Origin of the sequence: Clostridium intestinale (genome assembly GCF_035905475.1) — a bacterium.
GTDB lineage: Bacteria > Bacillota > Clostridia > Clostridiales > Clostridiaceae > Clostridium_T > Clostridium_T intestinale.
In genome coordinates this window covers 821,759-841,406 of the sequence record NZ_CP121166.1, presented here as the reverse complement: position 1 = coordinate 841,406, position 19,648 = coordinate 821,759, and the positions used below count along the sequence as shown (strand labels likewise).

The 19,648-nt window shown below is 28.6% G+C and carries 21 protein-coding genes and 1 other annotated feature; of the genes, 9 read left to right on the top strand and 12 right to left on the bottom strand.

From position 1 onward, the window contains the following. Positions 1-41: 41 nt before the first annotated feature. Entirely contained in the window at positions 42-1,070 is a 1,029-nt protein-coding gene (locus tag P8F83_RS04270) for a CehA/McbA family metallohydrolase (protein ID WP_326513593.1), read from the top strand. A 16-nt stretch (positions 1,071-1,086) separates the two neighbouring features. On the opposite strand, the gene P8F83_RS04265 is transcribed toward P8F83_RS04270, so the two are convergent. Beyond that, on the bottom strand, positions 1,087-1,437 hold the full coding sequence (locus P8F83_RS04265; RefSeq protein ID WP_073015647.1) for a hypothetical protein: 351 nt from the start codon (positions 1,435-1,437) through the stop codon (positions 1,087-1,089). Between the two features lie 246 nt (positions 1,438-1,683). Here P8F83_RS04265 and P8F83_RS04260 point away from each other — a divergent pair, with 246 nt between their 5' ends. From P8F83_RS04260 to P8F83_RS04250, 3 genes are all read left to right on the top strand, one after another. After that, complete coding sequence (locus P8F83_RS04260; protein WP_139259285.1) at positions 1,684-2,145, top strand: Lrp/AsnC ligand binding domain-containing protein; 462 nt, start codon at positions 1,684-1,686, stop codon at positions 2,143-2,145. A 106-nt stretch (positions 2,146-2,251) separates the two neighbouring features. Beyond that, positions 2,252-2,458, top strand: a complete 207-nt coding sequence (locus P8F83_RS04255) for a DUF378 domain-containing protein (protein WP_021802340.1) — start codon at positions 2,252-2,254, stop codon at positions 2,456-2,458. Between the two features lie 143 nt (positions 2,459-2,601). Then, on the top strand, positions 2,602-3,405 hold the full coding sequence (locus P8F83_RS04250; protein ID WP_326513592.1) for a putative ABC transporter permease: 804 nt from the start codon (positions 2,602-2,604) through the stop codon (positions 3,403-3,405). Positions 3,406-3,479: 74 nt separating this feature from the next. Here the strand turns inward: P8F83_RS04250 and P8F83_RS04245 are convergent, their stop codons facing one another. Together P8F83_RS04245 and P8F83_RS04240 are read right to left on the bottom strand one after the other, a co-directional pair. Further along, entirely contained in the window at positions 3,480-5,243 is a 1,764-nt protein-coding gene (locus P8F83_RS04245; protein WP_326513591.1) for a phosphoenolpyruvate carboxykinase (ATP), read from the bottom strand. Between the two features lie 160 nt (positions 5,244-5,403). Beyond that, positions 5,404-6,126 carry a lysophospholipid acyltransferase family protein gene (locus tag P8F83_RS04240; protein WP_073015643.1) on the bottom strand — a complete coding sequence of 241 codons (723 nt, stop codon included), beginning with the start codon at positions 6,124-6,126 and terminating at the stop codon, positions 5,404-5,406. A gap of 130 nt (positions 6,127-6,256) precedes the next feature. Between P8F83_RS04240 and P8F83_RS04235 the strand changes: the two genes are divergently transcribed. Beyond that, positions 6,257-7,114 carry a ComEC/Rec2 family competence protein gene (locus tag P8F83_RS04235; RefSeq protein ID WP_326513590.1) on the top strand — a complete coding sequence of 286 codons (858 nt, stop codon included), beginning with the start codon at positions 6,257-6,259 and terminating at the stop codon, positions 7,112-7,114. 19 nt (positions 7,115-7,133) lie between these two features. Here P8F83_RS04235 and P8F83_RS04230 read toward each other — a convergent pair whose 3' ends face one another. Both P8F83_RS04230 and P8F83_RS04225 read right to left on the bottom strand, forming a co-directional pair. Further along, on the bottom strand, positions 7,134-7,883 hold the full coding sequence (locus P8F83_RS04230; RefSeq protein ID WP_326513589.1) for a ribonuclease H-like domain-containing protein: 750 nt from the start codon (positions 7,881-7,883) through the stop codon (positions 7,134-7,136). Positions 7,884-7,901: 18 nt separating this feature from the next. Then, positions 7,902-8,630, bottom strand: coding sequence for an HAD-IB family hydrolase (locus tag P8F83_RS04225; protein ID WP_073015636.1), 729 nt, complete (start codon positions 8,628-8,630; stop codon positions 7,902-7,904). A gap of 164 nt (positions 8,631-8,794) precedes the next feature. Here P8F83_RS04225 and P8F83_RS04220 point away from each other — a divergent pair, with 164 nt between their 5' ends. The 3 genes from P8F83_RS04220 to P8F83_RS04210 are packed head-to-tail and all read left to right on the top strand — an operon-like array spanning position 8,795 to position 10,955. Beyond that, on the top strand, positions 8,795-9,013 hold the full coding sequence (locus tag P8F83_RS04220; RefSeq protein WP_326513588.1) for a FeoA family protein: 219 nt from the start codon (positions 8,795-8,797) through the stop codon (positions 9,011-9,013). A gap of 14 nt (positions 9,014-9,027) precedes the next feature. Beyond that, entirely contained in the window at positions 9,028-10,806 is a 1,779-nt protein-coding gene (gene feoB, locus P8F83_RS04215; RefSeq protein ID WP_326513587.1) for a ferrous iron transport protein B, read from the top strand. After that, on the top strand, positions 10,803-10,955 hold the full coding sequence (locus P8F83_RS04210) for a FeoB-associated Cys-rich membrane protein (RefSeq protein ID WP_238904267.1): 153 nt from the start codon (positions 10,803-10,805) through the stop codon (positions 10,953-10,955). Before feoB ends, P8F83_RS04210 begins: the two co-directional genes overlap by 4 nt. 32 nt (positions 10,956-10,987) lie before the next feature. On the opposite strand, the gene P8F83_RS04205 is transcribed toward P8F83_RS04210, so the two are convergent. Continuing rightward, on the bottom strand, positions 10,988-11,779 hold the full coding sequence (locus P8F83_RS04205) for a ribonuclease H-like domain-containing protein (protein WP_315115926.1): 792 nt from the start codon (positions 11,777-11,779) through the stop codon (positions 10,988-10,990). A gap of 3 nt (positions 11,780-11,782) precedes the next feature. Next, entirely contained in the window at positions 11,783-13,474 is a 1,692-nt protein-coding gene (gene argS / locus P8F83_RS04200) for an arginine--tRNA ligase (protein ID WP_326513586.1), read from the bottom strand. Positions 13,475-13,522: 48 nt separating this feature from the next. Further along, positions 13,523-13,730 (bottom strand) — a binding site (T-box leader). A gap of 142 nt (positions 13,731-13,872) precedes the next feature. On the opposite strand from argS, the gene P8F83_RS04195 reads away from it, so the two are divergent. Then, positions 13,873-15,387 (top strand): Ppx/GppA phosphatase family protein, encoded by a 1,515-nt coding sequence (locus tag P8F83_RS04195; RefSeq protein ID WP_326513585.1) that lies wholly within the window; start codon positions 13,873-13,875, stop codon positions 15,385-15,387. Between the two features lie 108 nt (positions 15,388-15,495). On the opposite strand, the gene P8F83_RS04190 is transcribed toward P8F83_RS04195, so the two are convergent. From P8F83_RS04190 to P8F83_RS04170, 5 genes are all read right to left on the bottom strand, one after another. Beyond that, a complete protein-coding gene (locus P8F83_RS04190; protein WP_326513584.1) occupies positions 15,496-15,729 on the bottom strand; it encodes a DUF3892 domain-containing protein in 234 nt (77 codons plus the stop codon). 486 nt (positions 15,730-16,215) lie between these two features. Beyond that, entirely contained in the window at positions 16,216-16,857 is a 642-nt protein-coding gene (gene trmB, locus P8F83_RS04185; protein WP_326513583.1) for a tRNA (guanosine(46)-N7)-methyltransferase TrmB, read from the bottom strand. An 8-nt stretch (positions 16,858-16,865) separates the two neighbouring features. Then, the gene (locus tag P8F83_RS04180; RefSeq protein WP_326513582.1) at positions 16,866-17,501 is read right to left on the bottom strand and encodes a site-2 protease family protein; all 636 of its coding nucleotides are present in this window, start codon (positions 17,499-17,501) and stop codon (positions 16,866-16,868) included. A gap of 75 nt (positions 17,502-17,576) precedes the next feature. After that, complete coding sequence (locus tag P8F83_RS04175; RefSeq protein ID WP_315114711.1) at positions 17,577-18,596, bottom strand: dipeptidyl-peptidase IV; 1,020 nt, start codon at positions 18,594-18,596, stop codon at positions 17,577-17,579. A 15-nt stretch (positions 18,597-18,611) separates the two neighbouring features. Further along, the gene (locus P8F83_RS04170; protein ID WP_073016853.1) at positions 18,612-19,637 is read right to left on the bottom strand and encodes a phosphodiester glycosidase family protein; all 1,026 of its coding nucleotides are present in this window, start codon (positions 19,635-19,637) and stop codon (positions 18,612-18,614) included. Positions 19,638-19,648 lie beyond the last annotated feature (11 nt).

Here is a 19,648-nt window from a genome sequence, read left to right as displayed (position 1 = left end):
TATTATATAATATATAAATACTTTTTGAAAGAAGGACTCCAATGGGTAGTAAAGAAAATATTTTTAGCTATAACGCTAATGCTTTGATAGATTCTAAATTAAAATTTTACTACGGTATTCCCCATTGCCATACTGAAATTTCAACAGGGAGGGGAAGTCCTCTTGAAGCACTTGAGTATGCAGCAAAAAAATCTATAGACTTTATTATATTAACAGACCATAACTCATCTCTTAAGGAACCTCTAAAAAAAGAAGGTTCAAAAAAAACTAAGTGGCACTATTTAAAAGAATCCTTAACTAAATATAATAAAAAAAATAAGTATCCTTTAGCAATACTGGGGTTTGAGAGCAGGAGTAATCCTTGGGGTGACCTTAACATTGTTAATGTATCTAATTATTTTACAGGAGTTATTAATGACATGCGAAGTGTTTTTTTATGGATGCTAAATCAACCTGATGGGTTAATATTTATAAATCACCCTCATAGTCCCATAAGCAAACTAAACTATAATCCTATATTAAATCACTTCATTACCTCTATAGAAGTGGCTAATGGCTCTCCTCCTCATAAATATATACGCCACTTTAAATACTATTATAAACTTTTAGATGACGGCTGGAGACTAGGTGCTATAAATGGTCAAGATAATCATAGAATGAATTTTGGTGACTCAGAAAACCTTACATGTGTTGTATGTAACGATTTCAGTAGAAAAACTATTATGGATGCCTTTAGAAATAGACGAACGTATTCTACTGAATCTAAAACGCTAAAAACTTATTTTTCTATAAATAATCACTTTATGGGAGAAATTATATCACTAGACAAGATAAAAGAATTAGAATTTTTTATTTACGCTTATGATACTAAATATACCGTAAATAAAATTGAAATACTTTCAAATGGAGGCAACGTAATTAAAACCCTTGATAAAGTTAATTTGAATAAAGTCAAATACCTAATAAAAATCCCCTTTGATGAGGCACTAAAATGGTACGTAATTAAAATTTATCAAGATGGTGGAAAAATAGCTCTGACCTCTCCTATATTTATAGAAGACAAAAAATAAAAGCTCAATTGAGCTTTTATTTTTTATCTTCTTTATCTTTATAAAATTGTTTAGCTCTATTTGGTTTTGCCTTAGATCTTATCTCTATTTGTTTTCCTTTAGGTTTACCGCTTGGGCCTATTCCTTGATGAACATCTAAAAACCACATAAAGAATATTAATACAAATACAGTTAAAGCTAATCCAGCGTATCCATTAATTCTTTGAACAAAAAATTGAATTATAAATAATACAATTGCAATTGCTAAAGGAATCCACTTATTTATTTTCACCTTACTAAAAACAAATTTTCTTAATAAAGTAAATACTCCAAATATCACAACACCTAATACTAGAAATTGTAGTATAAAAATCAAAATGCCAGCCATTTCCTCACTCCTCCCTAAAATTTTATCTACATAATTATATTAGTTTATATTTAAATCATTTTCAATACTTGTATTTAATATTGTTATATTAATACAAGTATTTATTCAAATATAGGTAATTAATTAATAATATAATAAAATTTTTTTAAATTTTTTTTTATTTTTATATTATTTTGTGGAAATTTTAATTAGAATTTGATAAAATTAAAAAGTAAAATATCAAACTTAAGAGGTGATAACATGTCTATGAATCAATTATCAAACTTAGATGATTTAGACTTACAAATATTAGACATATTAATTAAAGATTGTAGAACTCCTTATTTAGAGATAGCAAGAATTTGTCATGTTTCTGGTGGAACAATTCACGTTAGAATGAAAAAAATGGAAGACCTAGGTATAATCAGAGGAACAAGAATAGTTTTAAATTTACCTAAACTAAGCTACGATGTTTGCTGTTTTGTTGGTATATATGTAGATAAAACTTCATCTTTCAATTATGTTTTTGATGAGTTATCAAAAATAAAGGAAATTGTGGAGCTACATTTAACTACAGGAGATTATTCTATACTTGCAAAAGTAATCTGTAAAAACATATCAGATCTACAAGATTTACTTATGAATAAAATTAACACAGTAACTGGTATTCAAAGAACTGATACTATAATATCACTTTCTCAACCAGTTGACAGAAATATTCAATTGTAATTTTAAGTCATCCTAACGGGTGACTTATTTTTATTTCATAAATACATATATATTTTTTTTATGGTTAAAATAATAGTTGTAAATAATTAAAAAGGAGTGTGTATTTATGAAGACATTAGATACTCTAGCACTTATCTTAGTTATTATAGGTGCTGTAAACTGGGGACTAATAGGTTTCTTCAATTTTGACCTAGTAGCATCACTATTTGGCAATATGTCTGCAGTTTCAAGAGTGATATATGCTATAGTTGGAATTTGCGGATTATACGCTATATCATTTTTCGCTAAAGACAGAACTAATTCAATCGATTAATTTATAAATAACTCTCTTTCTTAGGAAAGAGAGTTATTTATGTTAAAAAAACATTAATTTTGATGAAATTTATATATTTACTTTTAAATTGTTCATATCTATGTAATTATTGTATAATATACTATAGTTAATATTCGAAAGGAGTGATTTATATCTTATCAGCTATATCTAATACTAATATCTATGAATTATTTCTTTATTTCTTTATTTACTCCTTATTAGGTTGGTTAACAGAGGTATGTTATGCATATAAAGTTAGAGGATTTTTTGTTAATAGAGGGTTTTTATATGGTCCCTTTTGTCCAATATATGGTACAGGAATTGTATTAGCTATAATATCTTTAGAGCGTTTTAATGATAACATTATTCTATTATATATTTTTGCAACTATTTTAGTTTCTTTAGTAGAATATATTACCGGCTTTATACTTGAAACATTTTTTAATTCAAGATGGTGGGACTATAGTGACAATGCTTTTAATATTAAAGGAAGAATATGTTTAAGTTTTTCTCTACTATGGGGAGTGGCTGTTGTATTTATAATAAAAGTAATTCACCCATTAATAGCATCTTTAGTTAACTTAGTTCCAGATGTCGTATTAACTCCTATAGCCTATTTGATTATTATATATTTTTTAACTGATGTATTTTTTACCTTATCATCTTTAATTAGGCTTAATAACTTATTTAATAGTTTAAATAATATATCAGCTGAAATTAAGGATAGATATGAATATTTATTTAGTACAACTAAAGAAATAGCCATGGATGCAGCTCAAAATATCGAACAAAATCTTAAGGATTTAAAAAGTAAATACGAAAATTCACTTAACAATATTAACCTAAATCATAGAAGATTAATAAACGCTTTTCCAAATATAAAATCTAAAAAGTTCGATTCTATATTAACTGAAATAAAGAATAAAATAAATTCATTAAAAAATTAAAGCTATCACATTTCGTGATAGCTTTTTTAGCTTTACTCTCTAGTAACTTTAATTAAGCATTCCCCTGAGATCTTCTATAATTCAGAGGTGTTTAACTCATTTGAAATTATTTTAAACAGTTCTAAAGCAGCCTTTCTTGGACCTTCTTTCTCTAAGCCTTGTATTGCTAAACATGTTTTCATTTGCCCAACCTTAGCTTCTGCTTTATATAAGTTATTAAAATATTTATCTAATAAAATATCACACTCTTTTTGCTTTTGAGCTGGTCCAAATGGATTTGCAAAATACGATTCTACTAATCCTTTTTCTGTAGTAGTTCCTTTAGCCATTCTAGCTCCAGCTTTAAATACCTTTATTGCCTCTTTAGGTGAGCTGAAGTATTGAATGGAATCTTCACCCTCTTCTACATTATCATAGTTATTTGCATACAAAAATAAGTCAACCTTGTAGCCCTTCATTATCTCTTTATAAGAGGCTACGGGCATAACTAATCTTGCATTAATCTTATCTGGGTTCATAAATATACTTCTATCCATTTCCTTAAAGGCATACCCCTGATCTAGGTCATCTAATCTTACAAAAGCACCTATTTCAGTTCCATACCCATAAATCTTGCCATCTTTTTCTTTTATAGTACCCATATCATCAAATACTATAGTCATATCGGAAATATGTTCTTCACTTAAGGTTCTAAATGCCTCTAAGCTTTCTGACTTTCCTGCACCTGAATCCCCCATAATTATAACGTTTGCTTCTTTTCCATTCTTTAATACTATATTAACCATTGCTCCATGTATAGGTAAAAACCCTCTCTTTATCATTATAAGATTATGAAGAGTAAGGCTCATCTTTTTCATATAACCAAAATAGTCTATATCTTCTGAATGGCTTACATATCCAAGCATGATATCATTCTTTTCATCATCATAAAATACTGTTTTAATTTCTTCACCAGATTCTCTAGCACCAAAAACATATATTATGTCTGGTTTTTTACCTCTATAATCTTCTTCTCTAGCAAGTTCAAACAAATTGCATAAGGTTATACCATGTTCCATAAAATCTCTATGAAAATATAAAAAAGCCATTAACTCGCCAATTTTAGCAGGATAACAAAACCAATGATCTTTATTTATTGTTCCATTTTCTAATGGATTATATTTTACTTCACTAAACATACCATCTCTTGTATTCTTTTTAGGATATGTTATAAATGGTGTAGATAATAAAATTGTATCTATAAATGGTATCTTTTCTAATGCCCTATACTCTTCTGGCACTTCCCAATTAATGCTAGTAAGCATTAAACTCGCATTAGCCCCAGCACTTAGTTGTCTAAATACATTAGGATTAAATCCAATTATGTTTTTTTCTATTTTTCTATAAAGTCTCAATATCAATTTTGTGAATTGAGAATTAATTTCCGTAAAACTAACGGCTGCTAAACCAGTCTTAACTCTATTTGCATAAATTATAGTATATCTTTCTAACCTTCGCCAAAAAAGATATAGGTTTTCAATAAAATTAACAAATTCATCCTTATTTATTAAAAGTTCCTTATAATTATCTTTTATCTTTACTATTTCTTCTAAACTCATTACTGTTAGAACTTTAAATATATTAGTTACTTCCATTCTTATAAAGTCTAAATCCTCTGATTTAAAACCTTCTACTAAAAACCTATAACTATGAGAATATTTTTTCTTAGACTTTAATAAAAATGTTTCTAATACTCTTTTAAAACCGTCACTTTCTAAAAGAGTTTCATAGTTGTCGCAATACTTAGCTGTGAAATTAATAGTTGCTTTGTCATTACTTAAGGAAAACTCTTTGCGCATAACAATCCCCCATTCTGAATTATTCTCAACATAAATATTTCATTTTTTATTTCAATATTGGATTACCATAAAATTATAACACAAAATTTGCAATTTTTGTTAAATGTTTTTTCAATTTTCTTACAAGTAACAAAATTCTAACAAAAAAGAGTAGACTAATCTACTCTTTTTGCAATTTCTCTAAATTTTTCATTATAACATCTTGAACCTTAGTATGCAGCTCTCTTTCTTCTTCCCTACTTATATTATCAGTATATATAGGCTTATCAAAAATAATTGTTACTTCTGCACTTTGAATTTTTTTATTTAATTCATAGGCTTTATAGGTTCCATTTATAGTAACTGGAACTATGGGTGCTTTAGCTTTAGTTGCAAGCTTTAAACTTCCCTTCTTTAAAGGTTTCATAATTCCATCTTTTGCTCTAGTTCCTTCAGGAAATATTCCCATAGAGTCTCCCTTTAATAAGTTTTCAGACCCTATTTGTATTACCTTAATAGCTTCTCTAACATTCTCCCTATCAATAGGTACACAATGAGCAACCTTTAACCAATAACCAATCACAGGTACTTTAAGTAGTTCCTTTTTAGCTATAAACCCCATAACTCTATGAGCTCCGTAAAAAAGCACTGGAATATCTAAAATACTCTGATGATTTGATATAAAAACACAGGCTTCTTTAGGTATGTTTTCTCTTCCAACTACATTTACTTTAAGCCCTATTATTTTAATAGTAAAATTAGCCCAGTTAAAAACAACCCTATCTCTATATGCTTCTGCTTTTTCCTTAGTTGAAAATTTCTTTAAAATTTTATATATACTTCCCTTAATTCTTAGGCCAATCATATAAATCCCATAAGAAATTAACATAAAAATTAACTTCATTTATAACACCACCTCAAAATCATCTTCTTAATTATACTTACCCGCTATAGAAAGTTCAAGTATTAATAACTTTTCTTAATTAGCATAAAGTGGTACACTGTAGGGAGTAATTTATTAAAAGGAGTAACTTATGAAAAAAATATCTATTAATATATTAATGGCTTTTTTAATACTACTATCTTCATTTCTATTTTCTTGTGACTTAGCCTCTATTGATAAATCTGATTCTGAAACATCAAATATGGTTAAAGTGCATTTTATAGATGTAGATCAAGGAGACGCAATACTTATACAATATAAAGATAAAAATATGCTCATAGACTCATCTACACAAAAAGCTGAAGACAAATTTTTAGATTACTTAAAAAAGTTAAATATAAAAAAATTTGACGCTGTAATAGCAACTCATCCAGATGAAGACCATATTGGAAATATGGATGAAGTTATAAAAAAATACTCAATCACTAATTTTTATGCTCCAAAAGCTACCTCTACAACTAAAGCTTTTGAAAGCATGATTAGAGAACTAAAAAATAAAGACTTAAAAATCAAACCTTTAAAAGCTGGATCAACTATAGACTTTGATTCTGATGTCAAGCTAGATGTTTTTGCACCAAATAGTGATAGCTATGAAGATGCTAATAACTATTCACCTATAATTAAATTAACCTATGGTAATAATTCCATGTTATTTACTGGAGATGCAGAAAAACTGTCTGAAAAAGAAACACTAAAAAAAGGGTACAATTTAGAATCAGAGGTTCTAAAGGTTGGTCATCATGGAAGCTCCACATCTACTTCTAAGGATTTCCTAAAGGCAGTTAATCCAAGTATAGCAATTATATCTTGTGGTAAAAACAACAAGTATGGTCATCCCCATAAAGAAACTATAACATCTTTAGAAGACAGTAAAGTTAAATATTATAGAACTGATTTAGATGGTACAATAGTTCTTGTTTCAGATGGAACTAACATAAAAAAACAGTAAATAATAAAAGAGAGTTGCACTAAATTGTACAGCTCTCTTTTATTTCCTCCTGAAATTCTTCCTCTATTTTCTCAATCTCTTCTACATCTTCTATATCTTCTATTTCCTCTTCTTCTTTTTCTACTATCATATATTGTTTCCAATCTTTATATATATGAAATAGATTAACTACATCCGCCTCATTATAAACTAATATCTTTTCTATCTTTTCCTTAGGCATTCTAAATATGTAGTCTTTATCCTTTAGGACTTTGTGAAAAGTTTTAGCTAGATTTGCTCCAGAGATAAGATCTCCATGTTCTCTTTCAATATTGAATAATTTCTCTAAATTTTTTAATCCAATACTTTCTTTTTTCACTTTTTCATATTCTTTTTGTAGATCAACAGATTTAAAGTGTTCATCAAAAGAAAAATCCACTTTGTATTTATTGAATAAGTAATTAATTACTGTAAAGTCATTATTACCTGAAAAAGTAACTATAGAGCTCTTGCCTTCATTTTCACAAATATCCTCTAGGTATCTTTTCGCCAGAATTAAAATATCCTTGACTTCTTCTCTATTTTCAATCATATACTGAGTGACTTTTATTTCAGAATTTACAGGAGAGAAATAACAAGCGCCAAATACGCCAACACATTTAGGTTTCTTATAAACATAATGCTCTAAATCAAAAAACACAGCATCTTCAAAGGATAAGTCGTCTTGAGCCTCCAACATATTTTCCTTAGTAGGCTCATCAATCCTTATAGTATTTTCCCTTATTATCACTAGCGCTCACTCTTTCTTTTACACATATTGAATGTTGTCTATATCTAAATTATACGTAACGTCTTTCCTTTCAACAACAACCTTTATCTTTTCTCTAATGCTATCCTCCTCTCTAACTTTATCTAATAGCTCTTTAGTTGGATTAATGCAATAAGGATGCTTAACTGCCTTAAACATTGTAAAATCACCTGATGTATCTCCATAAGCATAACTTTGATCAAGGTCTATATCATATTTTTCTACAATTTCATCTACAGCCTTCTGCTTACTTACAGAATCCCACATAGGAACTACTTCACCTGTATATTTTTCCTTTTCATCTAAGAGATATATAGAACCCTTAAAGTCATCAAAACCATATTTCATTGCCATTTCTCTTACAAGCTCAACAGGTGAACCTGATACGGTAACTAAAACATGCCCTTGTTCCTTATGCCATTTAATTCTCTCTCTAGAAAAAGTATAAACCCTATCTCCTTTTTGCTCAATAACTCTTTTAGCAATAAATTCAATATTGTGTCTATTTATACCTTTTATTGCTTCCATATATATATCTATCATCTTTAGAAGATAAGAGTCATAATCTCCTTCTCTTCTATCCCAGCTAAGGAATTTAGGCCTAACTTCTTTGTACCATCTCTCTGATTCTATTATTTCATATTTTATCATTTTTTTAAATACTTCTGTTATTAAACCTTCTCTATATAATGTTCCATCTATATCAAAAAATGCTGCGATTTTTTTCATAGCCTACCTCCTTAGTTTTTTAATCTTTATTTTATCACTATTTAAAGTATCATTTCAATATAAAAATCTATATAATCCTATTTTAAGCTTGTTATTTTCTTGACTATATATACTTATAGTGGTATCATACTCACGATATTGATTTTCAGTGCGAGGTGTTAATAGTGTGCATTTGCGATTTAAAACCTGGTGATACAGGTATAATTACAAAAATTAATTGTGATGATAAGCTTACTAAGAGACTTTTAGCTCTTGGTTGTATAGAAGGAACTAAAATTACATTAAAAAACTTAGCACCTTTAGGCGATCCTCTTATTGTGAATTTAAGAGGTACTGATTTTGCCCTTAGAAAAAAAGATGCTAAAAATATTTTTGTAAGATAAGAGGAGGGAATTTAATGACAACTGTTGCTTTGCTAGGAAATCCTAATGTAGGTAAAACCACTCTTTTTAACGAACTTACTGGTTCCAATCAATATGTAGGTAACTGGGCTGGGGTTACTGTTGAAAAGAAAGAAGGCTACTTAAAGGATGTTAAAATAGTTGATCTACCTGGTATTTATGCCATGGACACATTTTCAAATGAAGAAAAGGTCTCTAAAAAATTCTTGGAAGATGGACATGTTGATGTTATTTTAAATATAGTTGATGCATCAAATTTAGTTAGAAATCTATACCTGACTACTCAGCTTAAAGCTTTTAATATTCCTATAGTTCTATTATTAAATATGATGGATATAGTTGAAAAAAAATCAATAAAAATTGATATTCCTTTAATAGAAAAAGAGTTAGGTGTAAAAATAATACCTTTAAGTGCTAGTAAAGGAATTGGAATAGATGAAATTAAAACTTTAATTGCAAATCATGATTTTCCTAAATCATATTCAAAAAAAACTTTTAGCTTTTATAATGAAAAAGAAGCTTATGCTTTTTTGGATAAACTTGTGGACAAGTCATTTATAAAAAGTGAAACTTCAAAAAACTCAAGCAATGATTTTATAGATAAATTATTATTAAATCCTATTTTAGCTTATCCTATTTTTATACTTATTATGATGTTTATATTTAAGTTTACATTTTCTTGGGTTGGAATTCCTTTATCAGATTGGCTTGATGAACAAGTACTTAATGGTTTTATACTTCCCTCTGTAGAGACACTTCTATCTACATCAACAGATTGGTTTAGAAGTCTTATAATAGATGGAATAATTGCTGGGGTAGGTGGAATAGTTGTATTATTACCTGTAATTTTAGCTTTGTTTTTCTGTATCTCTATATTAGAAGACTCTGGTTACATGGCAAGAGTTGCTTTTATAATGGATAAGTTAATGAGAAAGATGGGTTTGTCAGGTAAAGCATTTATTCCTATGATGGTAGGCTTTGGATGTACTGTTCCGGCTATTATGTCTGCTCGAACTTTAGAAAGTGAAAAGGATAGAAAACTAACAGCTTTATTAGTTCCTTTTATGAGTTGTAATGCTAGGCTACCGGTATATTTAGTATTTGCAAGCATATTTTTTAAAGGTAGAGAGGCTTTAGTTGTAGGATCATTATATTTTCTTGGTATATTAGTTGCATTTTTATTGGGTATATTCTTCAAAAACTCTATATTCAAAAAAGATGAGGAACCATTTATAATTGAACTTCCTGAATATAAATTACCTGAACCTAAAAATGTATTCAAACATACTTGGGATAAAGGAAAAGGATTCTTAAAAAAAGCTGGTACAATTATATTTGCTATGAGTGTCATCATATGGTTTTTATCAAATTTTAATTTTTCTGGACTAGTAACAGATATAAATTCAAGTTTCCTAGCTTATATAGGTAATTTTATTGCACCTATATTTTCTCCTCTAGGATTTGGAAACTGGCAAGCTGCCGTATCTCTTCTCACTGGTATACTTGCAAAAGAAACTGTTATTTCAACAATGGGCATAATATATGGAGGTAATCTAGATTTAATTTTACCTAATTACTTTAATTTTTTATCCGCTTTATCCTTTATGGTATTTGTACTACTTTATGTTCCTTGTGTTTCTACAATAGGGGCACTAAAAAAGGAGTACGGTACTAAATTCACTCTATTATCAGTGATAAATCAGCTATTTATTGCATGGATAGTTTCATATTTTATTTATAGCTGTGGAATATTAATAAGGTGGTTTTTATTATGATAGAAATACTTATAACAATTGTCTTAGTTATTCTTTCTGGATATATAATTTATAGAAATATCAAAAAATCATCAAAAGGTGAATGTAATTGTAGTGATTGTGATACTCACTGCCCAAAATATGATGATAAGATAAAGATAAAAAAATAAAACTCTTTTTTAGGAGTTTTATTTTTTTATCATCAATAACTATTATTAATGATATCCTCTATTTCTTTTTTGCTTATATCTTTGTTATATAGTTTAAAGAGTATTCTTCCACCAGCTTTTTTAGATATATTGCTGCTTATAGATTCTTCCAAGAATATATTATTATTTAAACATAATCTCAATATTTCTTTTCTTTTAATCTCATCTATTACATCTTCTCTTATTATATTTTTAGCCTTAACTTCATTGATTAAATTGAATATATATGGAAGAGATCTTACATCATTAAAGTTGTACCTTATAATCTTATTCAAAAACTTTTCATTTGATGTTTCTAAATACCTTTTATATAAGTGCATACACTCTACAGCTGTAGTTTCTTCATCTCTATCTATGTTTAATGTTTTTTCAATATCCTTTAATGATAAAGACTCTATACTTAATCCATTTTTATATGGTCTTATTTCCCTATATAAATCACGATGAGATATATTTTTCGGAAAATCTATTCCATATATTAAAGCTCTTTTTCTTAAAAACGGTTCATCAAAGGCCTTTCCGTTATAACTGCATAACCCTTTATTTTCTATAATATTTATAAACTTTTCTATTAATGCTTTTTCATCTTTAATGTTATTGCAAACAAATGTTTTCCCTACTAAGTAACCTTCAACAATGGTACAAAAAGAAAGGGCAAAAACCCAATCTTTTTTTACATTAAACCCTGTGGCTTCAATATCAAAAAATACTAAATTATCAAGAGTGTAATTTCTAACTATATTTTCATCTAAATCACAAAGTAATTTAGAATCCCTTATTATCATTTTTTACATCTTTTCTACTACTTCAATACCAAGAAGATTTAAAGCATTTTTAATAACTTGGCATGTAGCTTTTACTAAATTTATTCTAGCATTTTTTAATTTTTCGTCTTCTAGGTTTGCTACAGTATGGGCATTATAGAATTTGTTAAAAGCTTTTGCAACATCAACAACATATCTTGTTACTATAGAAGGTTCTAATTTATCAAGTGCATTTAATATATTTTTATTAAATACTTCTAAAGTTTTAATTAATTCAAATTCTTCTTTTGAATCTAAACCAGAATAACTAGCTTCTCCACTAGTTTCTCCAACTTTTCTTAATATACTGTTAGCTCTTGCATAAGAATATTGAACATATGGTCCTGTTTCTCCTTCAAAAGATAACATCTCTTTCCAGTCAAATAATATATCTTTTTCTCTTGAGTTTTTAAGATAAGTAAATACTATTGATCCTATACCTATCTTTTTAGCAACCTCTTCTTTATTTTCAAGGGTTGAATTTTTTTCATTTATTACTTCTAATGCTCTATCTTTTGCTTCTTTTAAAAGGTCTTCTAATAATACTACTTCACCTTTTCTTGTAGAAAGCTTTCTGTCTGCAAATTTAACTAATCCAAATCCTACGTGAACGCAATCTTTAGCCCATTCATGTCCTGCAAGTTCTAATACCTTAAATACTTGTTTGAAGTGTAGAGCTTGAGGTGTACCAACTACATATATACTTTTATCAAAATCATAAGTTTTCTTTCTATACATAGCAGCTGCTAAATCTCTTGTAGCATATATAGTAGCTCCATCTGATTTTAATATTATACATGGAGGCATGTTGTAATCTTCAAGCATAACAACCTTAGCTCCATTACTTTCAGTTAATAATTTTTTCTCCTCAAGTTCTTTTATAACTACATCCATTTTATCATTATAGAAGCCTTCTCCTGCAAGAGAATCAAATTTAACTCCTAATTCATCATATACATTATTAAATTCTTTTAAAGAAAGTTTAGTGAATCTTTCCCAAAGCTCAGTAGCTTCTTTATCACCATCTTCAAGCTTCTTAAACCACATTCTTCCTTCATCATCTAAGCTAGGATCTTTTTCAGCCTCATCATGGAATTTAACATATATTCTTAAAAGCTCATTTATAGGTTCCCTTTCTAAAGCTTCCTCATCAATCCATCTCTTATATGCAGAGATAAGTTTACCAAACTGTGTTCCCCAGTCTCCTAAGTGGTTTATTCCTACTGCTTTGTAACCTTGATAATTAAACATCTTATATAAAGAGTTTCCTATAACTGTAGTAAATAAGTGACCTACATGGAAAGGTTTTGCTATATTAGGTGATGAAAATTCAACACATACAGGTTTTCCTTCCCCTAATTCTGAAGCTCCATAATTATCTCCTAATGTTAGGATGTTTTCTATTGTGTTTTTATTAAACATTCCTTTATCTACAAAGAAGTTTAAATATGGTCCTAAGTTTTCAACTTTCTCAAAACCTTCACTATTGAATTTTTCTTTAAGTTCTGTAGCTATAGCGTTAGGTGCTTTTCTTAAAACCTTTGCTAGCTGAAAACATGGAAAAGCATAATCTCCCATTTCACCTCTTGGTGGAATTTCGATAGCCTTTTCTATCTCTTCCTTATCTAAATCTATTAATGAACTAATTCTTTCAGCTATTAGACTTTTGTAATTCATTTAGTTTCCTCCTCTATTTTTATAAAATAAAAAACGCCTCTTTAATAATAAAGAGACGAAATATCCGCGGTACCACTCTTGTTGCATAAATGCCACTCAATTCTTTAACGCTGAAATGCGATTTATTTTACTTACCCTAAGCTTTCAAATAATGTCTCAAAGGCTCTCTTCATTTAATCTCACTCCTACAGGCTCTCACCAAACTCCTGCTCGCTTTAGGTTTTAATTAAACTACTCTTCTTATCATAGACTGTACTCTTTATTTAGTTACGATAATTATTATACATTTTAAGGCTTTTGATTGTCAATATTAATATAATGTACATTATTACTTTAATGCATTTATTAAAATATTTTGATATAATAATTTAGAATAATTTTTAAATTAGAGGTGTACTATGAAACGTGTTGGTGTAATTGATATTTGCTCAAATTATATTAGAGTTATACTATCAGAAATTGAGGACAGTGGTTATTTTAGAGTAATAGACGAATTAAGTGAACCTGTTAAGTTAGCACTTGATCTTATAGATAATAATTTTATAACAGAGGAAAAAGTAAATATAACTATTAATACCTTGCGTGCTTTTAAGTCATTATGTGTTACATCTGGCGCTACTAAAATAATTGTAGTTGCCACAGAAGCTTTAAGAGATGCAGATAATGGAGAGTATATAATAGAAAAGATTTCAAGTGAATTAAATCTTGATGTAAAAGTTCTTACATTAAAGGATGAAATTTATTATAATTACATGGGAGTAAAAAACTCTATTTATACAACTAATTCTTTACTTATAGATATTAGTGGTACATGTACACATCTAGCATGGGTAAAAAATGGACAAATTATAGAATCCTCAACCTTACCAATAGGTAGTTTAAATATATCTTATGGCTTTAATTTAAGAGATCGAATTATACATAGTGATTTTGAAAATGCTAAGAGTTCTATCATGGATTGCATAACCTCTATACCGTGGCTTAAAAAAGGTAATTTTGATAACATAATCGGCGTTGGTGGAGCCTTTAGAAATGTTGGGAAAATTGATCGTATTAGAAAGAGATATCCATTATTAATAACTCATAATTACGAGCTTACAAATACGGATTTATGTGAAATTTTAAATCTACTTAAAAGTAAAGATTTAAATCAAAGAATTAAAGTTGATGGAGTATCTAAAGATAGAGTTGATATAATAGTTGGAACTACTTTAATCATGAAAGTTCTTACTTATTTTTTAGATATTACTCAACTAAAAATCTGTGGAAGAGGAATGCGTGAAGGATTACTTTTTGATTATATAATTAAAAATTTAGGGCCAATAGATGATATAGTTGATTATTCAATACGAGGTATAATGGAAAGCTTAAATGTTAATAAAGACCATGCTGAACATGTTTATACAATCTTAAAAACTCTTTATGAACAATTAAGGCCATTACATCATCTTGGAAATGAGTATGACAACGTAATTAAGACTGCCTCACTTCTACACGACAGCGGAATTAGTATTAAATACTATAATCATCACATTCATTCTTTTTATGTCATACTTAACTCTTATATGAATGGGCTGACCCATAAAGAATTATTACTTAGTGCATGCACTGCTGCTTTTCATAGAAATAATTCTTATACAGTTCCTTTAGCTCAATATAGTTCAATAATAAATAGATTAGATGTAGATATCGTTGAGAAAATAGGAATATTATTAAGAATTTCTGAGAGTTTAGATAGAAGCCTTGAAGGTGCTGTCAAATACTTAGATATAAAAATTACTGACGAAGTTGTAAATATTAATGTTTATTCCTCAATCCCTCTAGAGCTTGAGATACGTGATGCTTTAAGAGCAAGATGCAAATTCAAAGTAATATATCACAGAGAACTAGAAATCCAAAATATTGTTGTTTAATTTACTTTAATCGTAAAACTACTTGCTAAACAAACAAAAGAACTTTTGCACTTTGTACAAAAGTTCTTTTTTCTTCCATATAGTAAAAAAACAAATACTTTCTTAAAGCTATTTAAACTTAGGTAGTTCACTTAAATTATTACTTTCATCATCATCTGGTCTGCTTCTTAAATATTCTTCACCATTTTTTGATTCTAGAACCTGTACCCCATCAATTTTTCCATCTCTAGCTAATCCTACAGCCTCTTCTTTTGTTATTATTTTTCCACTAGAAAGCTCATAAGCCTCTATTTCTCCACTACTACCACTTTTAATTGCTGTGATTTTATCCTTTTCCATCATAAACACTTCCTTTACTTTATTACATTATTACTATCTTTTCTTATTACGAAGAAATTATACACCCTTATCCTGTAGAGACTTCCTCTCAAGTCTCATCAAATCATCTCCCCCCTTATTGATTTAGAAGCCGTTTATCAGGCTTCATTAAATTCATTTTATCCTAAATTCATCAAATAATGATTAGACTGACGCTTAGAACCGCGTCCACCGAATAGAAGTGCACCTTATTGCTGTAGAGGCTTCTTTCCAAGCCTCATTAGATTCATTAGATTCATTAGATTATTATTATGTTTAATAATAATCTAAGTACTTAAATAGAAAAGTACCCAATTTTTCTAATACTATTTTATTAAGAGGTTATGAGTGTGGTTAAAAAGGAAATTTTAGCAGAAAAATAGATATCGTATATAATAAAAAACAAGAGGAAGAAAATAATAAATCTATAAAAAAGAGCTGTGCACTAAATATTAGTGCTACAGCCCTCTTCTATTCTTTCTTAAGTCGCCCAATAAGAAACATAATATTCATTCCCATACTAGTCCACTTAGATTCATATTCAGTTACTATGTTTTCTTTAAAATCAGATTTGTGTAAATCGTAGGTTAAGTATTCTATCTCAAAACCAGCTTCCTTAAAGTATTCTTGAGACTCATCAAATAGTTCTTTATCATCCGTTTTAAACCAAATCTCAGAATCTTTCTTTAAAAACTTCTTATATTCGTCAAGAAATTTTGTATGTGTAAGTCTTCTTTTTTTATGTCTATCTTTTGGCCAAGGATTGCAGAAGTTTATAAAAATCCTCGATACCTCATCCTCACTAAATATTTCATTAATAAAGCTAATGTTAAGTGGAACTATTCTTATATTTTCTACTTCAGCTTCATTAGCCTTATTTAAAACATAAATTAAAACCTCATCCTTAAGATCAACTGCTATATAATTAATGTCTGGATTATTTTTAGCTTTAGTTACTGCAAAATCTCCTCTTCCACAGCCTAATTCTAAAAATATTTCATTATTATTTTTAAAATCCTCTTTCCAAATCCCTTTTAATTCTCTTGGGTTAGTAATTACCTTTGAATCTTTCTCAAGCTCTGGTCTAACCCACCATTTTTTCCTTAGTCTCATGATTCCTCCTATAAAAATACAATAAACTCTATTAGTTTATTTAATAAGCCAAATATATAATTACTTGGTACAGCCAAAATTCTCCAAGCCAAAAATACAACTCCAATAAATATTAGTTGTTGGTATTTATAAAGATTATATCCTATCTTCCCAAAAACCTTAGGAAATAAATCTTCCAAAATACTAAATCCATCAAAACCTGGAACTGGTAATAGATTAAATAAAAATAAAATCACGTTAATACTAACTACGTTTACTAGTATCATTCCTATAATTGATATCATAGTTCCATAAGTATTGTAAGTAAATTTGTAATAGAAACCTGAAATTATTGAAAAAACTATTGCTGTAAAAAGGTTAGCTAAAGGTCCAGCTATTGATACCTTTAAATCATCCATATAGTAGTTTTTAAAAGCACCTCTATTAACCCTAATAGGTTTTGCCCATCCAAATCCAGCTATTAGGATTAATATAAATCCAATAGGGTCTATATGTACAAGTGGATTTAGAGTTAGCCTTCCTTGAAATCTAGCCGTTTTATCTCCTAATTTATCTGCAACTATTCCATGAGCATATTCATGAAAAGTAAAAGCTACTAATATAGCTGGAATAGTTAAAATCTTAATTAAAATATCTTCCCTCATCTTGACCTCCTTTATAATATTCACATTATAACATAAATTTAGTAATCTTCAATAAAATAGACAGGTAAATCCTGTCTATTTATTAAACTCTGTTTTTATTAATTTTCCTTGAGATACAGATGCTACACCCGTATCATACATAAATAAAAATTTTCCCTTGTAGCTTGTCTCTTTAGAAGTGGTTAAATTACTCACTACACCATTTAAGTTATCATTAACTAATATTTCGCTTTTTCTATTAACATGAATATCCTTTTTATCAGTAGGCTCCTTTAATGTCATGCTTTTCCATTTATTAGTATCTTCCTTTAATAGCCCATAAGTTATTTTAGATATCTTATCTCCACTTATTGAACCAACATAAACAATATCTTCGCTATCTATATTTAACAACGTAACTTTATCGTTAAAGGCTAGCTTCTTTTTAGGAGCCGTAGAATATATACTTCCACTTATACTATCTTCATAAACCAAACTATCTTCATGAGGAATAACATCCATATTACTTACTGCCGAACTCATAAGATTAGGTTGTGTAATCTTATGATTAATATCTATTCTATAAATAGAGCTTTTAACTCCTTTTTCATTTACTTTTATGTAAGTAACATTAGTCAATATTGCTGCCTTTATCTTATCAACCTTTGCACTTTCTGCAACGTTATCAAGCTCTTCCATTTTACCCTTTTCTTTTTTATTAGCATCGTAATAATATATTGTAAGATTACTTTTAGAGCTTGATTGTTTTTTCTTTTCTACTAAAAGCATTCTATTTCTATCAGATAGCCATTCGTAATTAGATACCTCAGAATCAGATTCATTTTCTATCTTTAAAGCTTCCCCTGTTTTAGTACTTATTAAATTTACTTGTCCATTTTCAAGATAAGATATAAACTTCCCATCAAAACTTACTCTTAGATCTTTACCCTCAGGTAAAGTTATTTCAATATCTTTATTTTTAGGTTCTTCCTCAACTTTTACAGCCTTAAAGGTTGTAGTATTAACAAAAATCTTTTTATCTAAATAAAGCAGTCCTAAGGATTGGATTGTTAAAGAAATAGCTATCCAAATAGCTATTCGTTTTAATAGCTTCATTAATTTCTCCCCTTCTTATTTAACTATAAACGCTGTTGGAATACTTCTTTCTCCCAAACTATCTGAAGGCGTATTAATAACTTCACCCTCATAATACATAGTGGTTGATTTCCCTCCATCAAGATTTGCTGCGTTTATAGCTCCATATTCTATCATTAAATCTTGAGCTTCTCTCAAAGTTGCCCCTACACTTCCAAACAATTGTCTTCCATCAATTACTAAAAGCATTATAGAACCATCACTTCTTTGCCCAATTACTGTTCTAGGAGCTATTCCCCATCCACCATCACCACTTCTAATAGTAGGTTTTCCATTTACCACTAATGTAGGACCAAATGTTACTGCCTCTTTAGCTCCTAATTCATTTAGTTCATTTATTGAATATTTTCCTATAATAAGTCTACCATCCTTATTTATAGCTATCATATCAATTTTTTGATTTTCATCTGCGCCTTTAAAAACTATGTTACCTTCATTAAGTATTACACCTTCTGGTTGTCCACCTGTGCCTGTCCACTTAGCGGTAGAATTTCCATCAGTAAATCCTCCCGCGTTAATGCCTGCTATTGCATCATTATTTTCTATAATCTGGGATAGAGTTTGTCCCTCTCTACCTAACTTAGAGCTATATCCAACTTTTACTCTTGTTGGATCTTTAACTATTAGAAGGTACCCCTTAAACTTATCTCCACCATCTATATTATATCTTTCTATTGTTTCATCATGGGTCTTAGGTATTTTTACTTCTTTTGATTCTACATCTTGAGATATTTCTTCGTAATTATTATTTTCTGCTAAAATTTTATTTATTTTCTCTTCACTTAAAAACCAAGTAGCTAAAAACTGACTTTTGTAAGATGTCATAGCTGCACCTACAAAACCTTTTCTTACGTTTTCAAAAGGTCCATAATATAAATAAAATGGTCCAACTATAGCAGTAAATACAATTTCAAATAAAATAAAAGCAAATACTCTTTTTAAAGATATTTTTTTCCTTCTTTTCTTCTTCCTAGCTTTTGCTTTCGATTTATTTTTGTTCATGTATTCAAATC

Excerpts from the sequence above, each read along its gene's own strand:
- P8F83_RS04210 (WP_238904267.1), top strand. The coding sequence starts at position 10,803 with ATGATAGAAATACTTATAACAATTGTCTTAGTTATTCTTTCTGGATAT.
- argS (WP_326513586.1), bottom strand. The coding sequence starts at position 13,474 with ATGAATTACAAAAGTCTAATAGCTGAAAGAATTAGTTCATTAATAGAT.
- P8F83_RS04235 (WP_326513590.1), top strand. The coding sequence starts at position 6,257 with ATGAAAAAAATATCTATTAATATATTAATGGCTTTTTTAATACTACTA.
- P8F83_RS04195 (WP_326513585.1), top strand. The coding sequence starts at position 13,873 with ATGAAACGTGTTGGTGTAATTGATATTTGCTCAAATTATATTAGAGTT.
- P8F83_RS04225 (WP_073015636.1), bottom strand. The coding sequence starts at position 8,630 with ATGAAAAAAATCGCAGCATTTTTTGATATAGATGGAACATTATATAGA.
- P8F83_RS04175 (WP_315114711.1), bottom strand. The coding sequence starts at position 18,596 with ATGAAGCTATTAAAACGAATAGCTATTTGGATAGCTATTTCTTTAACA.
- P8F83_RS04240 (WP_073015643.1), bottom strand. The coding sequence starts at position 6,126 with ATGAAGTTAATTTTTATGTTAATTTCTTATGGGATTTATATGATTGGC.
- P8F83_RS04265 (WP_073015647.1), bottom strand. The coding sequence starts at position 1,437 with ATGGCTGGCATTTTGATTTTTATACTACAATTTCTAGTATTAGGTGTT.
- P8F83_RS04180 (WP_326513582.1), bottom strand. The coding sequence starts at position 17,501 with ATGAGGGAAGATATTTTAATTAAGATTTTAACTATTCCAGCTATATTA.
- trmB (WP_326513583.1), bottom strand. The coding sequence starts at position 16,857 with ATGAGACTAAGGAAAAAATGGTGGGTTAGACCAGAGCTTGAGAAAGAT.
- P8F83_RS04260 (WP_139259285.1), top strand. The coding sequence starts at position 1,684 with ATGAATCAATTATCAAACTTAGATGATTTAGACTTACAAATATTAGAC.
- P8F83_RS04245 (WP_326513591.1), bottom strand. The coding sequence starts at position 5,243 with ATGCGCAAAGAGTTTTCCTTAAGTAATGACAAAGCAACTATTAATTTC.
- P8F83_RS04205 (WP_315115926.1), bottom strand. The coding sequence starts at position 11,779 with ATGATAATAAGGGATTCTAAATTACTTTGTGATTTAGATGAAAATATA.
- feoB (WP_326513587.1), top strand. The coding sequence starts at position 9,028 with ATGACAACTGTTGCTTTGCTAGGAAATCCTAATGTAGGTAAAACCACT.
- P8F83_RS04270 (WP_326513593.1), top strand. The coding sequence starts at position 42 with ATGGGTAGTAAAGAAAATATTTTTAGCTATAACGCTAATGCTTTGATA.
- P8F83_RS04190 (WP_326513584.1), bottom strand. The coding sequence starts at position 15,729 with ATGATGGAAAAGGATAAAATCACAGCAATTAAAAGTGGTAGTAGTGGA.
- P8F83_RS04170 (WP_073016853.1), bottom strand. The coding sequence starts at position 19,637 with ATGAACAAAAATAAATCGAAAGCAAAAGCTAGGAAGAAGAAAAGAAGG.
- P8F83_RS04255 (WP_021802340.1), top strand. The coding sequence starts at position 2,252 with ATGAAGACATTAGATACTCTAGCACTTATCTTAGTTATTATAGGTGCT.